We start from the raw sequence: 17,358 nt of genomic DNA on the forward strand, positions 1-17,358 counted from the left end.
AACACTTGGTTTTTTTAATAAAAAGATCAAGAAAACACAGCTGCCTGCTTGACCGGAACTTTCTAATGGGTGACCCCTTTATTTTTTAGACTGAAGACAGGTGCCACGACGAAATAAGTAAGGTCTGCTCTGTTACTAGAAATAGTAATAACCAACGAATATCAGCAAGATAACCGACGACATTACTTGCTTCATCCTATGTATTAACTCGCTCTAATTCGAGCTAAAATAATTATGGCTTAAAAAGTTAGGCAAGGATCAGTGCGTTTAATTTGACAATGGGAGTCATACCAACGCCCAAATAATGGGCTAAAAATAGTGGGCTAAAATGGAGCGAAGCGAACAGCCCGCTGTTTTTAGTCCTGTTAATTTGCTTGTTATATGCCAACTTTAACTGATGTTCGATTTTTGTATTTATACCGAAGAAAGTCAACTAACGCACTGAACAACATACCTACAATAAAAGCTACCAACGGTTGATACGAAAAACTCTCACCATTATTTAGCGAAAACAGTAACTCATGAGAGAAATGAAAAACAAAACCAAATACAGGAGAGATGACTAGATAATATAAAGCACCTATCGATCCATCGTCATATTCCAAATTTGCAAAAGTGCCTGCAAACAGAATTAATGCAATGACTAGATTGTAAATTGAAAATCCGTATTTCGACATACTATCCTTGGCATATAACAATTTTGTCTACGACATTTGTCGTTTTATAAACCGACAAATGTCCATATATTACAATGCATTTATCTTAACCATCAAATAAACACCTGTAAACAATTAGTTAACTGATAATTATTTTTAATCAGTGCGAAAATACACCGAAATGGTGGAGATCAGTAATATTGGACAAAACAATATGCACTGTCTATATATACAGTTAAATTTTGCTAGAGATTCATATCATGAAATCACCTTTTTTAACTATGATAGCCGAACAAATGTATCTAAAGCGTTATGCTAAAAGTACCATTAAAGCGTATTTATACTGGATAGCTTCGTTTATTCGTTTTAACTCTATGAGGCACCCAACAACGATGGGAGATAATGAGGTCGAACTTTTTTTAAATCATTTAGTCAACCAACAAAATGTTGCTCCTAATACTCAAACACAAGCCTTAAATGCGTTGAGCTTTTTATTTAAAAAGTGATTAACAAGCCACTCTCATTATCATTAGGTTTTATTAAGAGCAAACGAGCAACTAAACTACCGATAGTTTTAACGCAGCAGGAAATAAATAATTTTTTTAAAGTGTGCTCTGCGAAGCATTATTTACCCTGTGGACTACTTTATGGCAGTGGTATGCGATTAATGGAGGTACTGCGTTTACGAGTACACGATATTGACTTTGACTATAACTGCATTCGAATTTGGGATGGCAAAGGAGGTAAAAATCGTGTTGTAACGCTTGCAGTAGAGCTCATACCGCAATTACGTTCTCAAATACAATTAGTTGATAGTTACCTGCAATTAGATCTGAAAAACCCCTTATATAGCGGCGCTTACATGCCGCATTTGTTACGTAAAAAATATCCAAACCATAACAGACAATTAGGTTGGCAATATTTATTTTCATCACATAAATTAAGCATTGATCCTGAGAGTAAGCAGCTGAGGCGTCATCATATTGATGAAAAGCAATTACAACGCGCTGTTAAACAGGCTGCTGACGATGCAAAAATTAGGAAACACGTTACACCACATACCTTACGCCATTCATTTGCAACGAAACTATACCCAAACCGCCTTAAGATGCGAGCTTCAGTTGGAATTAAAAGCGATTTAGGCAAGGCATTGATTGTAAGTAATAGTGGTTCTATTGTTAAAATCAATAACGCAGTATAAATCGCATTTAAACCAACCCGTTGGGCGCTTCACAGGTACTTACTCTCATCGTTGTAACTTCTTAAAAGGGAATGCCATTATTGCAAAGTAACGCCTTGATATTAAGCCCCTGTGAAACGCTGAATTCTGCATCTTGAGGTAGTTTGGGTATATTACAAAGTGGCGCTGATATTCGTACGGTTCAGGCACAATTAGGCCATAGTGATGTGCGAACAACCCAAATATATACTCATGTTTTACAACAAGGAGCCAATGGTGTTGTAAGCCCATTTTCGAGATTATAAAACCAGCAAAAGCTTTTAATTGTGTGTCACGCGTTAAAGTACGCCTTATACAAAAATAGCGTCGATAATGTATGAAGCCGATCCTTACACAATGAATTTCACTGCGAATTAATATCTCAGCTTTTACCTTTAACCTTTTACCCACAAAAAAGCCGCTGTTCGTTAAAACAGCGGCTTTCTAAAGCTTTTAGCTAAAAACTGATAGCTTACAGCTAGTACTTTAAGCTTTACCAATCACTTCAAGTCCACCCATGTATGGGCGTAATACTTCTGGCACGACTACTGAACCATCGGCTTGTTGGTAGTTTTCTAGTATGGCAACTAGTGTACGGCCAACGGCTAAACCTGAGCCATTTAGTGTATGTAGTAACTCTGGCTTTTTAGCACCTTCACGGCGAAAACGAGCCTGCATACGGCGCGCTTGGAAATCGACCATATTTGAACAAGACGAAATTTCGCGGTAGGTATCTTGCGCCGGTAACCATACTTCTAAGTCGTATGTTTTAGCTGCGCCAAAGCCCATGTCGCCCATACATAAAATCACTTTGCGGTATGGTAGCTCTAGTGCTTGTAAAATTTGCTCAGCATGGCCTGTTAGCTCTTCAAGCGCTTGCATTGAATCTTCTGGTTTTACTAGTTGTACTAGTTCAACTTTATCAAACTGGTGCTGACGGATTAAGCCGCGTGTATCGCGCCCATAACTGCCCGCTTCACTTCTAAAACACGGTGTGTGCGCAGTTAAACGAATCGGTAAATCACTTTCGTCGTAAATCTCGTCGCGTGCGCTGTTAGTCAGCGGTACTTCTGCTGTAGGGATTAAGCTAAAGCCAGCTTGTTGTTCACCATCGTCGTTTACTAGGCCTAATGTATGGAATAAGTCGCCTGCAAACTTAGGTAATTGGCTTGTGCCGTATAGGCTTGCGCTGTTTACTAAGTACGGTACATACATTTCTGTATAGCCGTTTGTGTCTGTGTGGGTGTCTAGCATGTATTGCGTTAGTGCACGGTGCATACGTGCTACTTGGCCGCGCATTACTGTAAAACGTGCGCCACTAATTTTAACGCCCATTTCAAAATCTAGGCCGTTTAGGTCTTGCCCTACATCTACGTGATCTTTTACTTCAAAGTCGTACTTTTTAGGCGTGCCCCAGGTAAGTATTTCAACGTTGTCGTCTTCATCAGCGCCTTCTGGTACTGATTCGTCTGGTAAATTTGGAATTGCTAAAGCAATGTCGTTAATGGCGTTGAGTACTTCGTCTTGCGCTTTTTTAGTTGCGTCTAATTCGCTGCCTAAGTTTGCCACTGCGTCTAATAGCGGCTGTGCGTCTTCGCCTTTCGCTTTTGCTTGGCCAATGGCTTTAGCACTGGCGTTACGTTGACTTTGAAGCTCTTGCGTTTTTACTTGTAATGTTTTGCGTTGCTCTTCAAGTTCTGTCACTTTTGCAACATCAAGCTCGTAGCCACGAGCCGCTAAGCGTGCTGCAGTTTGCTCAACGTCTTGTCGTAAATATTTAGAATCTAACATGTTAGTTTTTTAACCTTTTTGCATTACCAGCTGAAGGCCCAGCCAAGCCATAAAAATACAGACCATCACATTTAAGATGATATTGAGGGCCATTTTAATAAAGTGACCTTGTTGTAACAACAACAACGAGTCCATTGAGAATGTTGAAAAGGTGGTTAATGCACCTAAAAAGCCAATACCGATAAGGGTTTTAGCGGGGCTTACAGTGATAATTTGTTTATCTATCAAACCGTATAAAACGCCCATTAACAATGAACCCAGAATATTAACCGCCAACGTACCAAAAGGGAATCCCCTACCAAGGAGTTTTAGCATGGTTTCGCTAATAAAAAATCGAAAACAAGCACCTGAAGCCCCGCCAAGGGCGATCATCATATAAAGTTTAATCATTTTCGTATCGTTTAAGTGGGCTTTGCGCATCGCGCTCTTTTAGGTAATCGAGTTTTTGTTTAATTTTTTGCTCAAGGCCGCGATCGCTCGGTAGGTAATATTCCTTGCCGTCCATTTCTGGGGGTAAGTATTTTTCACCGGCGGCAAAGGCGCCCTCTTCGTTATGCGCATAGCGGTATTCAGCACCATAGCCTAAGTCTTTCATTAAGTTGGTTGGTGCGTTTCGTAAATGCTCAGGCACTGGGTAACTTGGCTCGTTTTTGGCATCAGCTTTTGCTTGATTAAACGCTATATAAACCGCATTACTTTTGGGTGCGCTGGCCAAATATAAGGTGGCTTGTGCAATGGCGCGTTCGCCCTCACTTGGGCCTACACGCTGAAATATATCCCATGCGTTTAATGCCACTTCCATAGCCCGTGGGTCGGCGTTACCTATGTCTTCTGTGGCAATGGCAAGTAAACGTCTTGCTACATAAAGTGGGTCGCCGCCACCGGCTAAAATACGGCAATACCAATACACCGCACCATCGGGTGAACTGCCTCGTACCGATTTATGAAAAGCCGAGATTAAATCGTAAAATTCATCGCCGCCTTTATCGTATTTAGCCAAATGCGTAGGCAGTACTTGGCTAAGTACGTGCTCATCTACGTTGTATGTGCCGTTATGCTCGGTGGTTAAATCAACCGCTTGCTCAAGTAGGTTTAATACTTTACGGGCATCGCCGCCGCTTGCTTGGCAAAGCGCCTTTTTGGCGTTATTAGCAATAACTATGTTTTTTTGGTTTAGTTGCTCATCTTGCTTAAGTGCGCGCTCTATCACTGTGTATAGGTCGCTCTCTTGTAATGACTTTAAAACATACACACGGGCACGCGATAAAATCGCATTATTAAGTGCAAATGAGGGGTTTTCGGTTGTCGCGCCTACAAATATAAACGTGCCGTCTTCTATGTGAGGTAAAAATGCATCTTGCTGCGATTTATTAAAACGGTGTACTTCATCCACAAACATTAAGGTGCGTTGCCCGCGGCTTTGTAGGTTATCATGTGCTTGCGTTACGCTGTCGCGAATATCTTTTACGCCTGCGGTCACAGCCGACATTTGTATAAGCTCGGCATCGGCGTGGTTTGCAATAATTTGCGCCAAGGTTGTTTTGCCCACCCCAGGCGGCCCCCACAAAATTAAGCTATGGCAGCGCCCTGCAACAATGGCTTGATGCAAAGGTTTGTCACTACTAAGTAAATGCTGCTGACCTATGTATTCTTCAAGCGTTGTAGGGCGCATTCGCGCCGCAAGTGGGCGTACATCGGGTCCAAAGTTAAAGCCTAAATTACTCACCGTGGCTCTGATCGTCTATTTCAACACCTTCTGGCGGTGTAAATTCAAATACTGTGGCATCAAGCTCGGTGTTTACTTTAGCATCGTTAAAAGTGAACGATGAAAGTTGGCCCGAGTTATCTGTCACTACTAATGTTGCAAGGCCTGCTTGGTTATCCACAAACGTAATATCTAACTGCTCTACTTGGCTTTCTACGCCTTTATTTGGCGTAACACTATAGCCAGACTCTGTTGCTTGAACACTGTATTTTTCCCATTGTGCAGGGTCTTTTGAGGTAAGTAATACAAACGGCGTTGAGTCTATTAAGCTGTGAGTATTCATTATGGTTACTTGCTCAGCAAAACTGTCGAAGTAATAGGTTTTATCACCATTAGATACAAATAAGGTATCGTCTGGGTTGGTTTGTTCCCAGCGTATCATCATAGGTTGTTTAAGGGCGATTGTACCCTCGCCTTGCATTACGGCTTGGCCTTCTTTGTCTGTTACTTTTTGTGCAAACTGCGCTTTAAAGCTCTTAAGTGTTGCCAGTTTGTCTTGCAGTGCTTGGCTGTCGTCTGCAAAACTCGGTGCGGCAATTAAGCCACTTAATACTAATAATAAACTGTTTAATTTTTTCATTGGTTTGCTCCATTAGGTACTAATACATCGCGAGCACCATTATGACCTGGTGAACTTACGATACCTGATGTTTCCATTTGTTCTACTAAGCGTGCTGCACGGTTATAGCCTACGCGTAACTTACGTTGTACAGATGAAACCGATACCTTGCCTGTCTCAATTACAAATGCGACCGCTTCGTCGTAAAGTGGGTCTGACTCTTCATCTGCACTTTCACTTGCTTCACCGGGTAGTAAAATATCTTCAGTGGCATCGCCATTAAGAATTTCATCTATGTAATTAGGTTTAGCACGCGCTTTCCAATCGTTAACGACTGCGTGTACTTCGTGGTCATCTACAAATGCGCCATGCACACGCTCTGGCACGCTTGTGCCTGGCGGTAAATAAAGCATGTCACCCATACCTAGTAAGTTTTCGGCTCCTTGCTGGTCAAGTATGGTGCGCGAATCTATTTTACTTGATACCTGAAACGCCATACGCGTTGGTATATTGGCTTTAATTAAGCCTGTAATTACATCAACCGATGGACGCTGAGTGGCAAGTACTAAGTGAATCCCTGCTGCACGTGCTTTTTGCGCTATACGTGCAATAAGTTCTTCTACTTTTTTACCAACAATCATCATCATGTCGGCAAACTCATCAATTACCACAACAATGCTTGGTAGTTTTTCAAGCTCGTCGGGGCCGTCCTTCATACCGTCTGTGTCTTTAAAAAGTGGGTCCATAATGGGGTAGCCCGCTTCTTTGGCATCAAGTACTTTTTGGTTGTAACCTTTTAAATTACGCACACCCAACGCTGACATCAATTTATAACGACGTTCCATTTCACCTACACACCAACGCAGCGCGTTAGCCGCTTCTTTCATGTCGGTTACAACTTCACATAATAAATGCGGTATCCCCTCGTAAACCGAAAGTTCAAGCATTTTAGGGTCAATCATGATCATACGTACATCATCTGGGCCCGATTTATACAGTAAGCTTAATATCATTACATTAACGCCCACTGACTTACCCGAGCCCGTTGTACCAGCTACCAATAAATGTGGCATTTTACCTAAATCGGCACACACAGGTTGTCCTGCAATGTCTTTACCTAACACCATGGTAAGCGGTGATGGATTTTGCTCAAATTTAGGCGCATTTATTACTTCAGACAAGCGAACTATTTCACGGTGTTTGTTAGGCAGCTCTATGCCTATGTAAGTTTTACCCGGTATAACTTCAACAACACGTACACTAATAGCTGAAAGCGAGCGGGCTAAATCTTTTGATAAACCGGTAATTTTAGACACCTTTATTCCCGGTGCTAAATCAAGCTCAAATCGCGTTACAACAGGCCCAGGATATACACCAACTACTGTAGCTTGTACGTTAAAGTCGAGAAGTTTTGTCTCTACAAGGCGTGATACAACATCGAGCTCTTCTTGCGAAATTGGGTTTTTAGCTTTATCGGGTCTGTCGAGTAAATCAAGCGACGGTAATGGGCCTGGTGGCGGCTCTTGGTCAAGCAGTTGTTCAAACTTTTCTTTTGCTGTTGGTGGTGGCTGATACGCAGGCTTTGCTTTAGGCATAGGCCTTGCTGGCGATACCACTGTTGTAACTGGTTTTTCAGGTTCTACAACTTGGCTTTGATCAAGCGCGTTTAGTGCCGCTGCCGTATCCATTGGTTCATCATCTATTGCACTAAAGCCAATTTCTTGATCGAGTATATCGTCAAGCTCATCAAATGGGCTGTAGTCGTCGCTGATTTGTGGCTCTGTAAAAGGCGTTTGCGGTTTATTAATGGCTTTTTGAGGTGCGTCGTTTTTTGCCTCTACTGGCGCTTCAAGCTGCTCTGTGAGATCGTCGTTAAACTGAGCATCTGCATTGTCACTGTTTGTGTTTGCAGCAATTCGTTCTCTGTTTATCCAACCTTTTATGTACGAAGTAATAAAGCGATACAACCTAACCATTAAATCGCCTAGGTAATCTACAAAATCAACCCACGACACGCCCGTTAAAAGGGTTAATCCTGCAAAAAAGAAACACAATAGCAAAATTGATGTGCCGGTAAAATTAAACGCCGGCATCATGGCAGTCGCAATGACATCTCCCACTACCCCGCCTGATGAAAAATTATAAATATCGTCGAAGTTAATACTGCTAATTGCCGTAGCTGAGGTCACAAACAGGGCTAAGCCTATAATGCGAAGGGCTAATGTTGTGTAATCAAGCTGTAAAATACGGTGCGGCTGTTTAAACAATAAATAGCCGAATAACTGAATCGCCGCCGGAACTAAATACGCAAGCCATCCAAAAGTAAGCAGCAGTATATCGGCAACCCACGCACCGGCTGTGCCTGTAATATTTTTTACGTTTCTAAATTCGCCGGTTTGTGACCACGAAGGATCTGCCGGATCAAAACTGATTAAGGCACATAAAATAAATATTGCAGCAAAGGTACTGATAATCAGCCCTGTTTCTAATAGTCTTTGCACACCGTTTAGGCGCATAACTTCCTATCCCTCTTATTATTCTATTTATTACACTTCAACAGCAGTCAAATACCTTAGCAGGAAATGCAATTTGATGCACTTTATCTTAATGTGTATGGCCTGATTATGAACACGTTTTTATAAATTTGAGCCTGTTTACCTTTAACAGTTAAACTTATGCAATGTAAGGGCGAATAATTACGCCGTCTTCACCTTTAACTTCTTCCATAACTACATAGGTGCGACTTTCACTGACGTTTGGCAACTTTAAAAGAATGTCTCCTAATACACCACGGTATTCTGACATATCATTAACACGCGTTTTAAGTAAAAAATCAAAATTACCCGACACTAGGTGACATTCTATTATCTCTTCGTGCTTTTTCACGGCTGCACTAAACTCGTCAAATACGTCTGGCGAGGTTTTGGTAATCGTAACTTCTACATACACCGATAACCCCTGCCCTAACTTAGCCGGATCGACCACCGCTTTGTATCCGAGTATGTAACCTTCTCGCTCAAGCTTTTTTACGCGCTCTAGGCAGGGCGTGGCGCTCAGGCCAACTCGTCGGGCCAGTTCAACATTTGAAAGACGCCCATCATGTTGTAATTCCATCAAAATTTTACGGTCTATTCTGTCTAATAACTGATGCATAAGGCTCACTAGTTTTTTATTCTGTTTATTTTTATTATTTAGATAATAACACTAGCTTGGCATTTAAAAAAGGTGAGACACACTGGCTTGTCATGAATATAATAGTGAAAAATTTCAATCCGTTCTTAATAAGGCAAATGTTATGATTATTGGTGTACCTAAAGAAATCAAAAACCATGAATACCGCGTAGGTATGGTTCCTGCTAGTGTTCGTGAATTAGTTAATCACGGCCACCAAGTGGTTGTAGAAACGAATGCAGGTATGGGTATTGGTTTTACAGATGAAGATTACACCCAAGCAGGTGCAGACATTTTAGCAACTGCGGCTGACGTTTTTGCAAACGCAGACATGATTGTAAAAGTAAAAGAACCACAAGCAGTTGAACGTGCAATGCTTCGTGAAGACCAAATTCTTTTCACTTACCTTCACCTTGCACCGGATCTTCCACAAACTGAAGACCTTGTTAAGAGCAAAGCGATTTGTATTGCTTATGAAACAGTGACTGACTCTCGTGGTGGTTTACCACTTTTAGCGCCAATGAGTGAAGTAGCTGGCCGTATGTCTATTCAAGCTGGTGCACAAGCCCTTGAAAAATCTAACCACGGTCGTGGTATGTTACTAGGCGGTGTACCTGGTGTTGAGCCGGCTAAAGTTGTTGTTATCGGTGGCGGCATGGTTGGTCGTAGCGCTGCACAAATGGCTGTAGGCCTAGGTGCTGATGTTGTAGTACTTGATCGTAACATTGATGTACTACGTGCACTAGACGCGCAATTTGGTAATAAAGTAAAAGCTATTTACTCAACTGCTGATGCACTTGAAAAACACGTACTAGAAGCAGACCTAGTAATTGGTGGCGTACTAATCCCTGGCGCTGCTGCTCCTAAGCTTGTAACAGCAGAGCACATCAAAGCAATGAAGCCTGGCGCTGCTATTGTTGACGTTGCTATTGACCAAGGCGGTTGTATTGCAACATCTAAAGCAACAACGCATGCTGATCCTACTTTCATCGTTGATGAAGTTGTTCACTACTGTGTTGCTAACATGCCGGGTGCTGTTCCTCGTACGTCTACATTTGCACTTAACAATGCAACATTGCCGTTTATCATTAACCTTGCAAACAAAGGTTACAAAAAGGCATTGCTAGACGACGCTAACTTCCTAAAAGGCTTAAATGTAATTAAAGGCCAAGTAACGTACAAAGAAGTTGCTGAAGCATTTAACATGGATTACGTTGACCCACGTACAGCGGTTGAAAACGCTTAATTAAGCGTTTGTACCAATAAAAAAAGCAGCTATAAAGCTGCTTTTTTTTATGTCTAATTTAAATTCAATCTAAATAAACCGTTTAATAATAAAGTCTACTTTTACCCGTTTTGCTTGGCCAAGTAACTTTTTAACTGGCTGAGGGTAATCTTCCATGGTTTCTAAATCGTCTGGCCCTGTTAGTCGGCGACAGTGCTTAAGAATTTCATGCTTTTCGTTATCAATTGCTTGCATAATAGTTTGCTCAGGATCTTCAATTAATATCCCGTTTTCTATGTCTAAGCCCCATGCTCGTGGGTTTAGGTTATGCCCACTCAATAAATGCTTTGATCTATCTGCACATATTCCTTTTAAATGGAAAGAGTTATTGTCGTGTTTCCAAAGGTATACATTTAAGTTACCGTTATCTATATGGCGTTTTTGTGTTTTAACAAATTTATGCAAAATAGTTTCGTATAAATAAGGCAACGCACCAATTTTACTAAACGGCTCACTAGGTGGCATATAAAAATCATTAGCGGTTTTATCACCCACAACAATTGTAATATGTTTGCCTTGTTTCAAAAGCCTGCGTAACGAACGCATAAGCGGCGCAGGAAAATTGAAGTACGGTGTATAAAGTACCAGTTCGCGTTCAGTTGTATCAAAAAGGGCTTTGATCATACGATTAAGTTCGTTATGGCGACGCCCAAGCCCTAAAAACAAGCGAATATTTAACGCATTATTGCTTGCTTGCTCAGCCGACTTATAACTTGCTGCTTTTAGATCACGCATTAATTGCTTTTGTTCAAGTTTAAAGTCAATTAATCGCTTGAGCGGACGCGTGTCGATACGAGGCACTGCCACTGAACTCAATAGCTTTGTTTCAATAAAGTCTATTACAGAGTCACACAGGCCTTTTTGCGTAATTAAAAAGTAACGGTCAAGCCTGTAGCGGTCACTGTGCTGTAAATACACATTATTTAAGCTAGCACCGCTGTAAAGCAACGTGTCGTCTATTACAAAACCTTTTAGGTGTAATACACCAAACAGCTCTTTCGCTTTTACCGGTACACCAAATACTTGTACATTTGATTTAAATTTTTCTAGATAGTCACAGTATAAACTTGCGTTCCCGTCTGATTTCTCAGCACCAATAAGCCCACGCTGGGCACGATGAAAATCGACCAGTACTTTTACTTCAAGTGCAGGGTTGGCTAAAGACGCATTGTGTAATGCCTCTAAAACTTCGCGGCCTGCTTCATCATCTTGCAAATAAAGCGCAGTAATATAAATGCGCTTTTTTGCGTTAGCGATTAAATTAAGTAATTGTGTGCGGTAATCTTGCGCATTGGTTAAGACGTTAACGTCTTTTGAAGTCAACCCAAATGCGGGTTTTTCCTGCCAAAATAACATAGTTGCCTATTCATTTAGGTCACATAATCTATCAGTGACAAATCAAAATTAGGTAAAACATAACAAAAAAAATCAAAGTGGTCATGAATTAACGACGTTTTGTTGCTTGTTAGTCTATTTATTGAGCTAGTTTACCCTGCAAGGCATAAAAGTATGTTTGTTTAGTACATAAAAATGAACAGGTTTTCGATTTACTAAAAAAAATAATCTCAGATTTTGTTTACTTCTGCCTTGTTTTTCTTAGAATCGAGCGCATTAATGACCGTATAGAATCGTTTAGGAAAATATCATGACTGAAGCAAAACATAGTAAGCTACTAATTTTAGGCTCTGGCCCAGCTGGTTACACAGCTGCAGTGTATGCAGCCCGTGCAAATTTAAACCCTGTTTTAATTACAGGTATGCAACAAGGTGGTCAATTAACTACTACCACTGAAGTTGAAAACTGGCCGGGTGATGCACACGGTTTAACAGGCCCTGCACTTATGGACCGCATGAAAGAGCATGCTGAACGCTTTGAAACCGAAATTGTGTTTGACCACATAAACAAAGTTGATGTTTCTAAACGCCCTTTCACACTTACTGGCGATCAAGGTACATACACATGCGATGCACTTATTATTGCTACAGGCGCATCTGCAAAATACTTAGGTTTAGAGTCTGAAACAAACTTCCAAGGTCGTGGTGTATCGGCGTGTGCAACGTGTGATGGCTTTTTCTATAAAGGTCAAAAAGTAGCAGTAGTTGGTGGTGGTAATACCGCTGTTGAAGAAGCACTATACTTATCTAACATTGCTGATGAAGTCCATGTAATTCACCGTCGCGATAGTTTCCGTAGTGAAAAAATTCTTGCTGATCGTCTTACTGAAAAAGCGGCAAACGGCAACGTGGTAATGCACTACAACCGTACACTAGACGAAGTTTTGGGCGACCAAATGGGTGTAACAGGCATTCGCATTAAAGATGTAGCATCTGATGCTACTGAAGATTTAGATTTGGCGGGTGTATTTATAGCAATTGGCCACAAACCAAACACAGATATGTTTGAAGGCCAGCTAGAAATGAAAGACGGCTACCTAGTTGTTGAGTCAGGTCTTAACGGTAACGCAACGCAAACAAGCGTACCAGGTGTTTTTGCTGCAGGTGATGTGTCTGACCATATTTACCGTCAAGCGATTACATCTGCTGGAACAGGCTGTATGGCAGCCCTTGATGCAGAGCGCTATTTAGACAACCTATAACGTTTATTTTTTATAAAAGGGGCTGAACAATCAGCCCCTTTTTTTACGCCTAAAATATAGTTACACTTTTAAAACAAATTATAAAAAGTAAACACGTTATGACAAACCAGCTATACCAACTAAGTGATACAGATATAGCATTTCCCAATCCAGAATATGCATTAGTTTCTCCAGACGGCCTACTAGCTGTGGGTGGTGACTTGAGCATACCTCGCCTTTGCAATGCTTATAGTAATGGTATATTTCCTTGGTTTAGCGATAACGAACCCATTATGTGGTGGTCACCAAGTGAGCGTGGCATTGTGGAGTTAAATGAGTTTCATGTTAGTAAAAGTTTACGTAAACACCTAAAAAAATACCCCGTAACAGTGACAGTTAATAACGCCTTTGTTGAAGTCATTGAAGCATGCCGCGACCAACGCATTGATACCGACGGTACTTGGATCACTAATGATATGCTTAGTGCTTACATAAATGCTCATCATGCAGGCGTAGCGCATAGCTTAGAGGTGTGGCGCAACGGAGAGCTTGCAGGTGGACTGTATGGAATTATGCAAAATGGTGTGTTTTGTGGCGAATCGATGTTTCATCATCAAACTAATTGTTCTAAATTAGCTATGTGGGCGCTTGTGAATTGGTTAAAAAACCATGACGCTCATTTTATTGATTGCCAACTCGAAAACCCATATTTGATGAGTTTGGGAGCAAAAGTTATTCCTCGAACTGATTTTTTAGCTAAACTTAATACTGCACTTACCTATAAAGTTAATCCTACTATGTGGGAACCACAGGAACTTATTGCAATCTATGAATGAAAACCTAACAGCCCGTGTTGGTTTAAGCCAAGAATTTGCGTGTAGTTATCTGCCCAACAGGCGCGAGCAACTATTAGTCATATTAGATCCCACTTATTATTGCTCAGAAAAGTTCGAATCTTTGTTAGCAGTCGGCTTTAGGCGCAGTGGTAACCAAATATACCGCCCTCACTGCCCCGTTTGCAGTGCATGTAACTCTGTTCGTGTTTTAGCGCAAGAATTTATGCCATCAAAATCACAAAAACGTAAACTAAACAAAGCAAAAACACAGTTTACGGTCACTTACTCTACTCGCGAACGATCAGAGTATTATCCGCTGTACAGTAAATATATAACTATGCGCCATCAAGACGGCAGCATGTACCCACCGCAGCCTGAACAATTTCAAAGCTTTTTATTTTGCAGTTGGCTTGAAATCACATTTATCGAACTTTGGCATCAAGACACTTTAGTAGGTGTAGCTGTAACCGATTGTATGGACAACGCTATTTCTGCTATTTACACGTTTTTTGACCCTGACTTTGAGCACTATAGCCTAGGGTCAATTATGATATTAGAGCAGCTAAAATTTGCTAAAGCGCAAAATAAACAATTTGTGTATTTGGGCTATCAAATTGATGAGTGCACCAAAATGAAGTATAAAACTCAGTTTTTACCCGCACAAAAACAGCTTAATGATGAGTGGGTGGCTATTTAATTTGCAAATATAGCCCCTGCGCCTTTACTTATTGGTGTATTTTGGGCAAAATCTGCAGCGTTTAACTATTAAAGAGGTGTTACGCTAAACATGGCGAAAGAAGACGTAATCGAAATGCAAGGGACTGTCCTTGATACTTTACCAAATACAATGTTCCGAGTTGAGCTAGAAAATGGTCACGTAGTTGTGGCTCATATTTCAGGTAAAATGCGCAAAAACTATATCCGTATTTTAACCGGCGATAAAGTAACGGTAGAAATGACTCCTTACGATTTATCGAAAGGTCGTATCGTATTCCGTGCTCGCTAAGTAAGTGCGTAAACGAGATTTAGTTTTTGGCTAGTGTATAACTAGCTTTAAGCGTTTATTAAATGTAATTGATGGACTTTGACTAGCAATTACATTTAATAAACAAAAAACCCAGCTTTTGCTGGGTTTTTTGTTGCCTAAAATAAAAAATGGCCCGGTATTACAAGCGAGCCATTTAGAGTCTTATGCCGTTTATGCTGGTGTTAAACTACTTTCGTAATCAAAACGGATTTTCTTGTCTTTTACCGACACCTTCACTGTGCCGCCATCAGCCAACTTACCAAACAGTATTTCGTTTGCGAGTGGCTTTTTGAGCTCTTCTTGAATAACACGCGCCATTGGGCGTGCACCCATCGCTTTATCGTAGCCTTTTTCAGCTAACCATTCACGTGCCTTAGAGGTCAATTCAAAATTAACCGACTTCTTATCAAGCTGTGCCTGCAGTTCAACAATAAATTTATCAACCACCAACAAAATAACTTCACGTTCAAGATGGTTAAACCAAATAATGTTATCTAAGCGGTTTCTAAACTCTGGTGAAAATGTTTTGTTAATTTCACCCATTGCATCGTGTGTATGATCCTGCTCACTAAAGCCAATTGACTTGCGAGTTGTTTCTTGCACGCCGGCATTAGTGGTCATTACCAGCACAACATTTCTAAAGTCAGCTTTACGGCCATTGTTGTCAGTTAATGTACCGTGATCCATTACCTGCAATAAAATGTTGTAAATATCTGGATGCGCTTTTTCAATCTCATCGAGTAAAACCACCGCATGAGGGTTCTTAATAACAGCCTCGGTTAGCAAACCGCCCTGCTCAAAACCAACATAACCTGGCGGTGCACCAATTAAGCGGCTAATTGCATGACGCTCAACATATTCCGACATATCAAAACGAATAAACTCAACACCCATGCACTTTGCAAGCTGCTTAGTTACCTCTGTTTTACCAACACCGGTTGGACCAGCGAATAAGAAAGAACCCACTGGTTTTTCTTCACTTGTTAGCCCTGAACGTGACAAACGGATTGCCGATGTAAGTGCATCAATTGACTGATCTTGACCAAACACCAACATTTTAAGATTACGATCAATATTTTTAAGCGTTTCTTTGTCCGATGACGATACATTTTGTGGTGGAATGCGCGCCATTTTGGATATGATCATTTCAATGTCTGACACACCAATGGTTTTTTTACGTTTAGAGCTTGGCTGCAAACGCTGGTTTGCACCGGCTTCATCTATTACGTCAATGGCTTTATCAGGTAAGTGACGCTCGTTAATGTATTTAGCACTCAGCTCAGCCGCAGCTTTTAACGCTTTTTGTGTGTAACGAATACCATGGTGTTCTTCATAACGATCTTTCAGGCCATTCAGGATTTTAGTGGTATCGGCAACACTTGGCTCAAGTACATCAATTTTTTGAAAACGACGAACTAATGCACGGTCTTTCTCAAAAATATTTTTATACTCGTTGTAAGTTGTTGACCCCATACAACGAAGCTTACCACTTGAAAGTAATGGCTTAAGCAAGTTAGAGGCATCCATAACCCCACCTGATGCAGCGCCTGCCCCAATGATGGTATGAATTTCATCAATGAACAAAATAGAGCCAGGTTTTGCTTGTAGCTCTTTTAATAAACTTTTAAAACGTTTTTCAAAATCGCCACGGTATTTTGTACCAGCAAGTAATGCACCCATGTCTAAAGAGTAAACGACTGCATCTGCAATCACTTCAGGAACTTGCTCGTTTACAATACGATAAGCTAACCCTTCAGCAATCGCTGTTTTACCCACTCCCGCTTCACCTACAAGCAATGGGTTATTCTTTTTACGACGACACAACACTTGTACCGCACGTTCAACTTCACTGTCACGGCCAATCAATGGATCAATATTGCCATCGCGTGCTTGCGCATTTAAGTTTGTAGTGAAGCTGTCTAGCTTGCTGGCCTCTTCATTTTGAACTTCTTGCACTTCTTCGTTTATGTCGTCCGTGTCGTCTCCTAAATCATCATCGGTTTTTGAAATCCCATGAGAAATAAAATTAACAATGTCTAAACGCGAAACATCATTTTTCTTTAGCAGATAAACGGCTTGGCTTTCTTGCTCAGAAAAAATAGCAACCAACACATTTACGCCGGTAACTTCGTTTTTACCTGATGATTGAACATGAAACACCGCACGCTGTAATACTCGTTGAAAACCAAGCGTAGGTTGTGTTTCACGCTCTTCTTCTAAATCGGGGATGACCGGTGTTGTTTCATCAATAAATTCAAGCAATTCGTATTTCAAGCCTGAAATGTTAACACCACACGCATTTAGTGCTTCTGAAGCAGAAGGGTTATCTAATAGCGCAAGTAAAAGGTGCTCGACAGTCATAAACTCATGACGGCGAGTGCGCGCTTCACGAAACGCGGCATTTAATGTAAGTTCTAAGTCTTTGTTTAGCATTGGCAACCCCTTACTGAGATAATAATGTATACCACAACAAA

Annotated in this window: 15 protein-coding genes and 1 pseudogene; 7 read left to right on the forward strand and 9 right to left on the reverse strand. The window is 41.0% G+C overall.

Translation table 11 applies throughout. The features are described 5' to 3' along the window. Positions 1–377: 377 nt before the first annotated feature. Positions 378–677, reverse strand: coding sequence for a hypothetical protein (locus tag R0J88_RS17810; protein WP_410900595.1), 300 nt, complete (start codon positions 675–677; stop codon positions 378–380). 239 nt (positions 678–916) lie between these two features. On the opposite strand from R0J88_RS17810, the pseudogene R0J88_RS17815 reads away from it, so the two are divergent. Beyond that, positions 917–1,857: pseudogene (locus R0J88_RS17815) on the forward strand (integron integrase). Between the two features lie 143 nt (positions 1,858–2,000). Next, positions 2,001–2,141 carry a tyrosine-type recombinase/integrase gene (locus tag R0J88_RS17820; RefSeq protein WP_008127229.1) on the forward strand — a complete coding sequence of 47 codons (141 nt, stop codon included), beginning with the start codon at positions 2,001–2,003 and terminating at the stop codon, positions 2,139–2,141. A 220-nt stretch (positions 2,142–2,361) separates the two neighbouring features. Here R0J88_RS17820 and serS read toward each other — a convergent pair whose 3' ends face one another. The 6 genes from serS to lrp form a co-directional block, all read right to left on the reverse strand. Beyond that, a complete protein-coding gene (gene serS / locus R0J88_RS17825; RefSeq protein ID WP_008127231.1) occupies positions 2,362–3,666 on the reverse strand; it encodes a serine--tRNA ligase in 1,305 nt (434 codons plus the stop codon). Between the two features lie 9 nt (positions 3,667–3,675). Beyond that, positions 3,676–4,056: a fluoride efflux transporter CrcB gene (crcB, locus tag R0J88_RS17830; RefSeq protein WP_410900596.1), complete on the reverse strand. Its 381-nt coding sequence runs from the start codon at positions 4,054–4,056 to the stop codon at positions 3,676–3,678. Further along, on the reverse strand, positions 4,049–5,392 hold the full coding sequence (locus R0J88_RS17835) for a replication-associated recombination protein A (RefSeq protein WP_410900597.1): 1,344 nt from the start codon (positions 5,390–5,392) through the stop codon (positions 4,049–4,051). Before R0J88_RS17835 ends, crcB begins: the two co-directional genes overlap by 8 nt. Then, positions 5,385–6,011, reverse strand: coding sequence for an outer membrane lipoprotein chaperone LolA (lolA, locus tag R0J88_RS17840; protein ID WP_010556382.1), 627 nt, complete (start codon positions 6,009–6,011; stop codon positions 5,385–5,387). Before lolA ends, R0J88_RS17835 begins: the two co-directional genes overlap by 8 nt. Then, entirely contained in the window at positions 6,008–8,506 is a 2,499-nt protein-coding gene (locus R0J88_RS17845) for a DNA translocase FtsK 4TM domain-containing protein (protein ID WP_410900598.1), read from the reverse strand. Before R0J88_RS17845 ends, lolA begins: the two co-directional genes overlap by 4 nt. Before the next feature lie 157 nt (positions 8,507–8,663). Then, on the reverse strand, positions 8,664–9,143 hold the full coding sequence (gene lrp, locus R0J88_RS17850) for a leucine-responsive transcriptional regulator Lrp (protein WP_006792871.1): 480 nt from the start codon (positions 9,141–9,143) through the stop codon (positions 8,664–8,666). Positions 9,144–9,285: 142 nt separating this feature from the next. On the opposite strand from lrp, the gene ald reads away from it, so the two are divergent. Beyond that, on the forward strand, positions 9,286–10,407 hold the full coding sequence (gene ald / locus R0J88_RS17855; protein ID WP_006792872.1) for an alanine dehydrogenase: 1,122 nt from the start codon (positions 9,286–9,288) through the stop codon (positions 10,405–10,407). 69 nt (positions 10,408–10,476) lie between these two features. Here ald and pssA read toward each other — a convergent pair whose 3' ends face one another. After that, positions 10,477–11,802 carry a CDP-diacylglycerol--serine O-phosphatidyltransferase gene (pssA, locus tag R0J88_RS17860; protein ID WP_410900599.1) on the reverse strand — a complete coding sequence of 442 codons (1,326 nt, stop codon included), beginning with the start codon at positions 11,800–11,802 and terminating at the stop codon, positions 10,477–10,479. Positions 11,803–12,091: 289 nt separating this feature from the next. Between pssA and trxB the strand changes: the two genes are divergently transcribed. From trxB to infA, 4 genes are all read left to right on the forward strand, one after another. Further along, positions 12,092–13,042 (forward strand): thioredoxin-disulfide reductase, encoded by a 951-nt coding sequence (gene trxB, locus R0J88_RS17865; protein WP_006792874.1) that lies wholly within the window; start codon positions 12,092–12,094, stop codon positions 13,040–13,042. Between the two features lie 98 nt (positions 13,043–13,140). Then, positions 13,141–13,857, forward strand: coding sequence for a leucyl/phenylalanyl-tRNA--protein transferase (gene aat, locus R0J88_RS17870; protein WP_410900600.1), 717 nt, complete (start codon positions 13,141–13,143; stop codon positions 13,855–13,857). Next, positions 13,850–14,554 carry an arginyltransferase gene (locus R0J88_RS17875; protein ID WP_410900612.1) on the forward strand — a complete coding sequence of 235 codons (705 nt, stop codon included), beginning with the start codon at positions 13,850–13,852 and terminating at the stop codon, positions 14,552–14,554. The genes aat and R0J88_RS17875 overlap by 8 nt, the downstream gene beginning before the upstream one ends. A 90-nt stretch (positions 14,555–14,644) precedes the next feature. Continuing rightward, positions 14,645–14,863, forward strand: a complete 219-nt coding sequence (gene infA / locus R0J88_RS17880) for a translation initiation factor IF-1 (protein WP_002962494.1) — start codon at positions 14,645–14,647, stop codon at positions 14,861–14,863. 192 nt (positions 14,864–15,055) lie between these two features. On the opposite strand, the gene clpA is transcribed toward infA, so the two are convergent. Beyond that, positions 15,056–17,317, reverse strand: a complete 2,262-nt coding sequence (clpA, locus tag R0J88_RS17885) for an ATP-dependent Clp protease ATP-binding subunit ClpA (RefSeq protein WP_410900601.1) — start codon at positions 17,315–17,317, stop codon at positions 15,056–15,058. Positions 17,318–17,358: the final 41 nt, after the last annotated feature.

Source organism: Pseudoalteromonas sp. SIMBA_162, from assembly GCF_046535955.1.
GTDB lineage: Bacteria > Pseudomonadota > Gammaproteobacteria > Enterobacterales > Alteromonadaceae > Pseudoalteromonas > Pseudoalteromonas marina.

Coding starts and splice junctions, on each gene's coding strand:
- trxB (WP_006792874.1), top strand. CDS start 12,092: ATGACTGAAGCAAAACATAGTAAGCTACTAATTTTAGGCTCTGGCCCA.
- ald (WP_006792872.1), top strand. CDS start 9,286: ATGATTATTGGTGTACCTAAAGAAATCAAAAACCATGAATACCGCGTA.
- serS (WP_008127231.1), bottom strand. CDS start 3,666: ATGTTAGATTCTAAATATTTACGACAAGACGTTGAGCAAACTGCAGCA.
- infA (WP_002962494.1), top strand. CDS start 14,645: ATGGCGAAAGAAGACGTAATCGAAATGCAAGGGACTGTCCTTGATACT.
- R0J88_RS17875 (WP_410900612.1), top strand. CDS start 13,850: ATGAATGAAAACCTAACAGCCCGTGTTGGTTTAAGCCAAGAATTTGCG.
- lolA (WP_010556382.1), bottom strand. CDS start 6,011: ATGAAAAAATTAAACAGTTTATTATTAGTATTAAGTGGCTTAATTGCC.
- R0J88_RS17845 (WP_410900598.1), bottom strand. CDS start 8,506: ATGCGCCTAAACGGTGTGCAAAGACTATTAGAAACAGGGCTGATTATC.
- crcB (WP_410900596.1), bottom strand. CDS start 4,056: ATGATTAAACTTTATATGATGATCGCCCTTGGCGGGGCTTCAGGTGCT.
- R0J88_RS17810 (WP_410900595.1), bottom strand. CDS start 677: ATGTCGAAATACGGATTTTCAATTTACAATCTAGTCATTGCATTAATT.
- pssA (WP_410900599.1), bottom strand. CDS start 11,802: ATGTTATTTTGGCAGGAAAAACCCGCATTTGGGTTGACTTCAAAAGAC.
- aat (WP_410900600.1), top strand. CDS start 13,141: ATGACAAACCAGCTATACCAACTAAGTGATACAGATATAGCATTTCCC.
- lrp (WP_006792871.1), bottom strand. CDS start 9,143: ATGCATCAGTTATTAGACAGAATAGACCGTAAAATTTTGATGGAATTA.
- clpA (WP_410900601.1), bottom strand. CDS start 17,317: ATGCTAAACAAAGACTTAGAACTTACATTAAATGCCGCGTTTCGTGAA.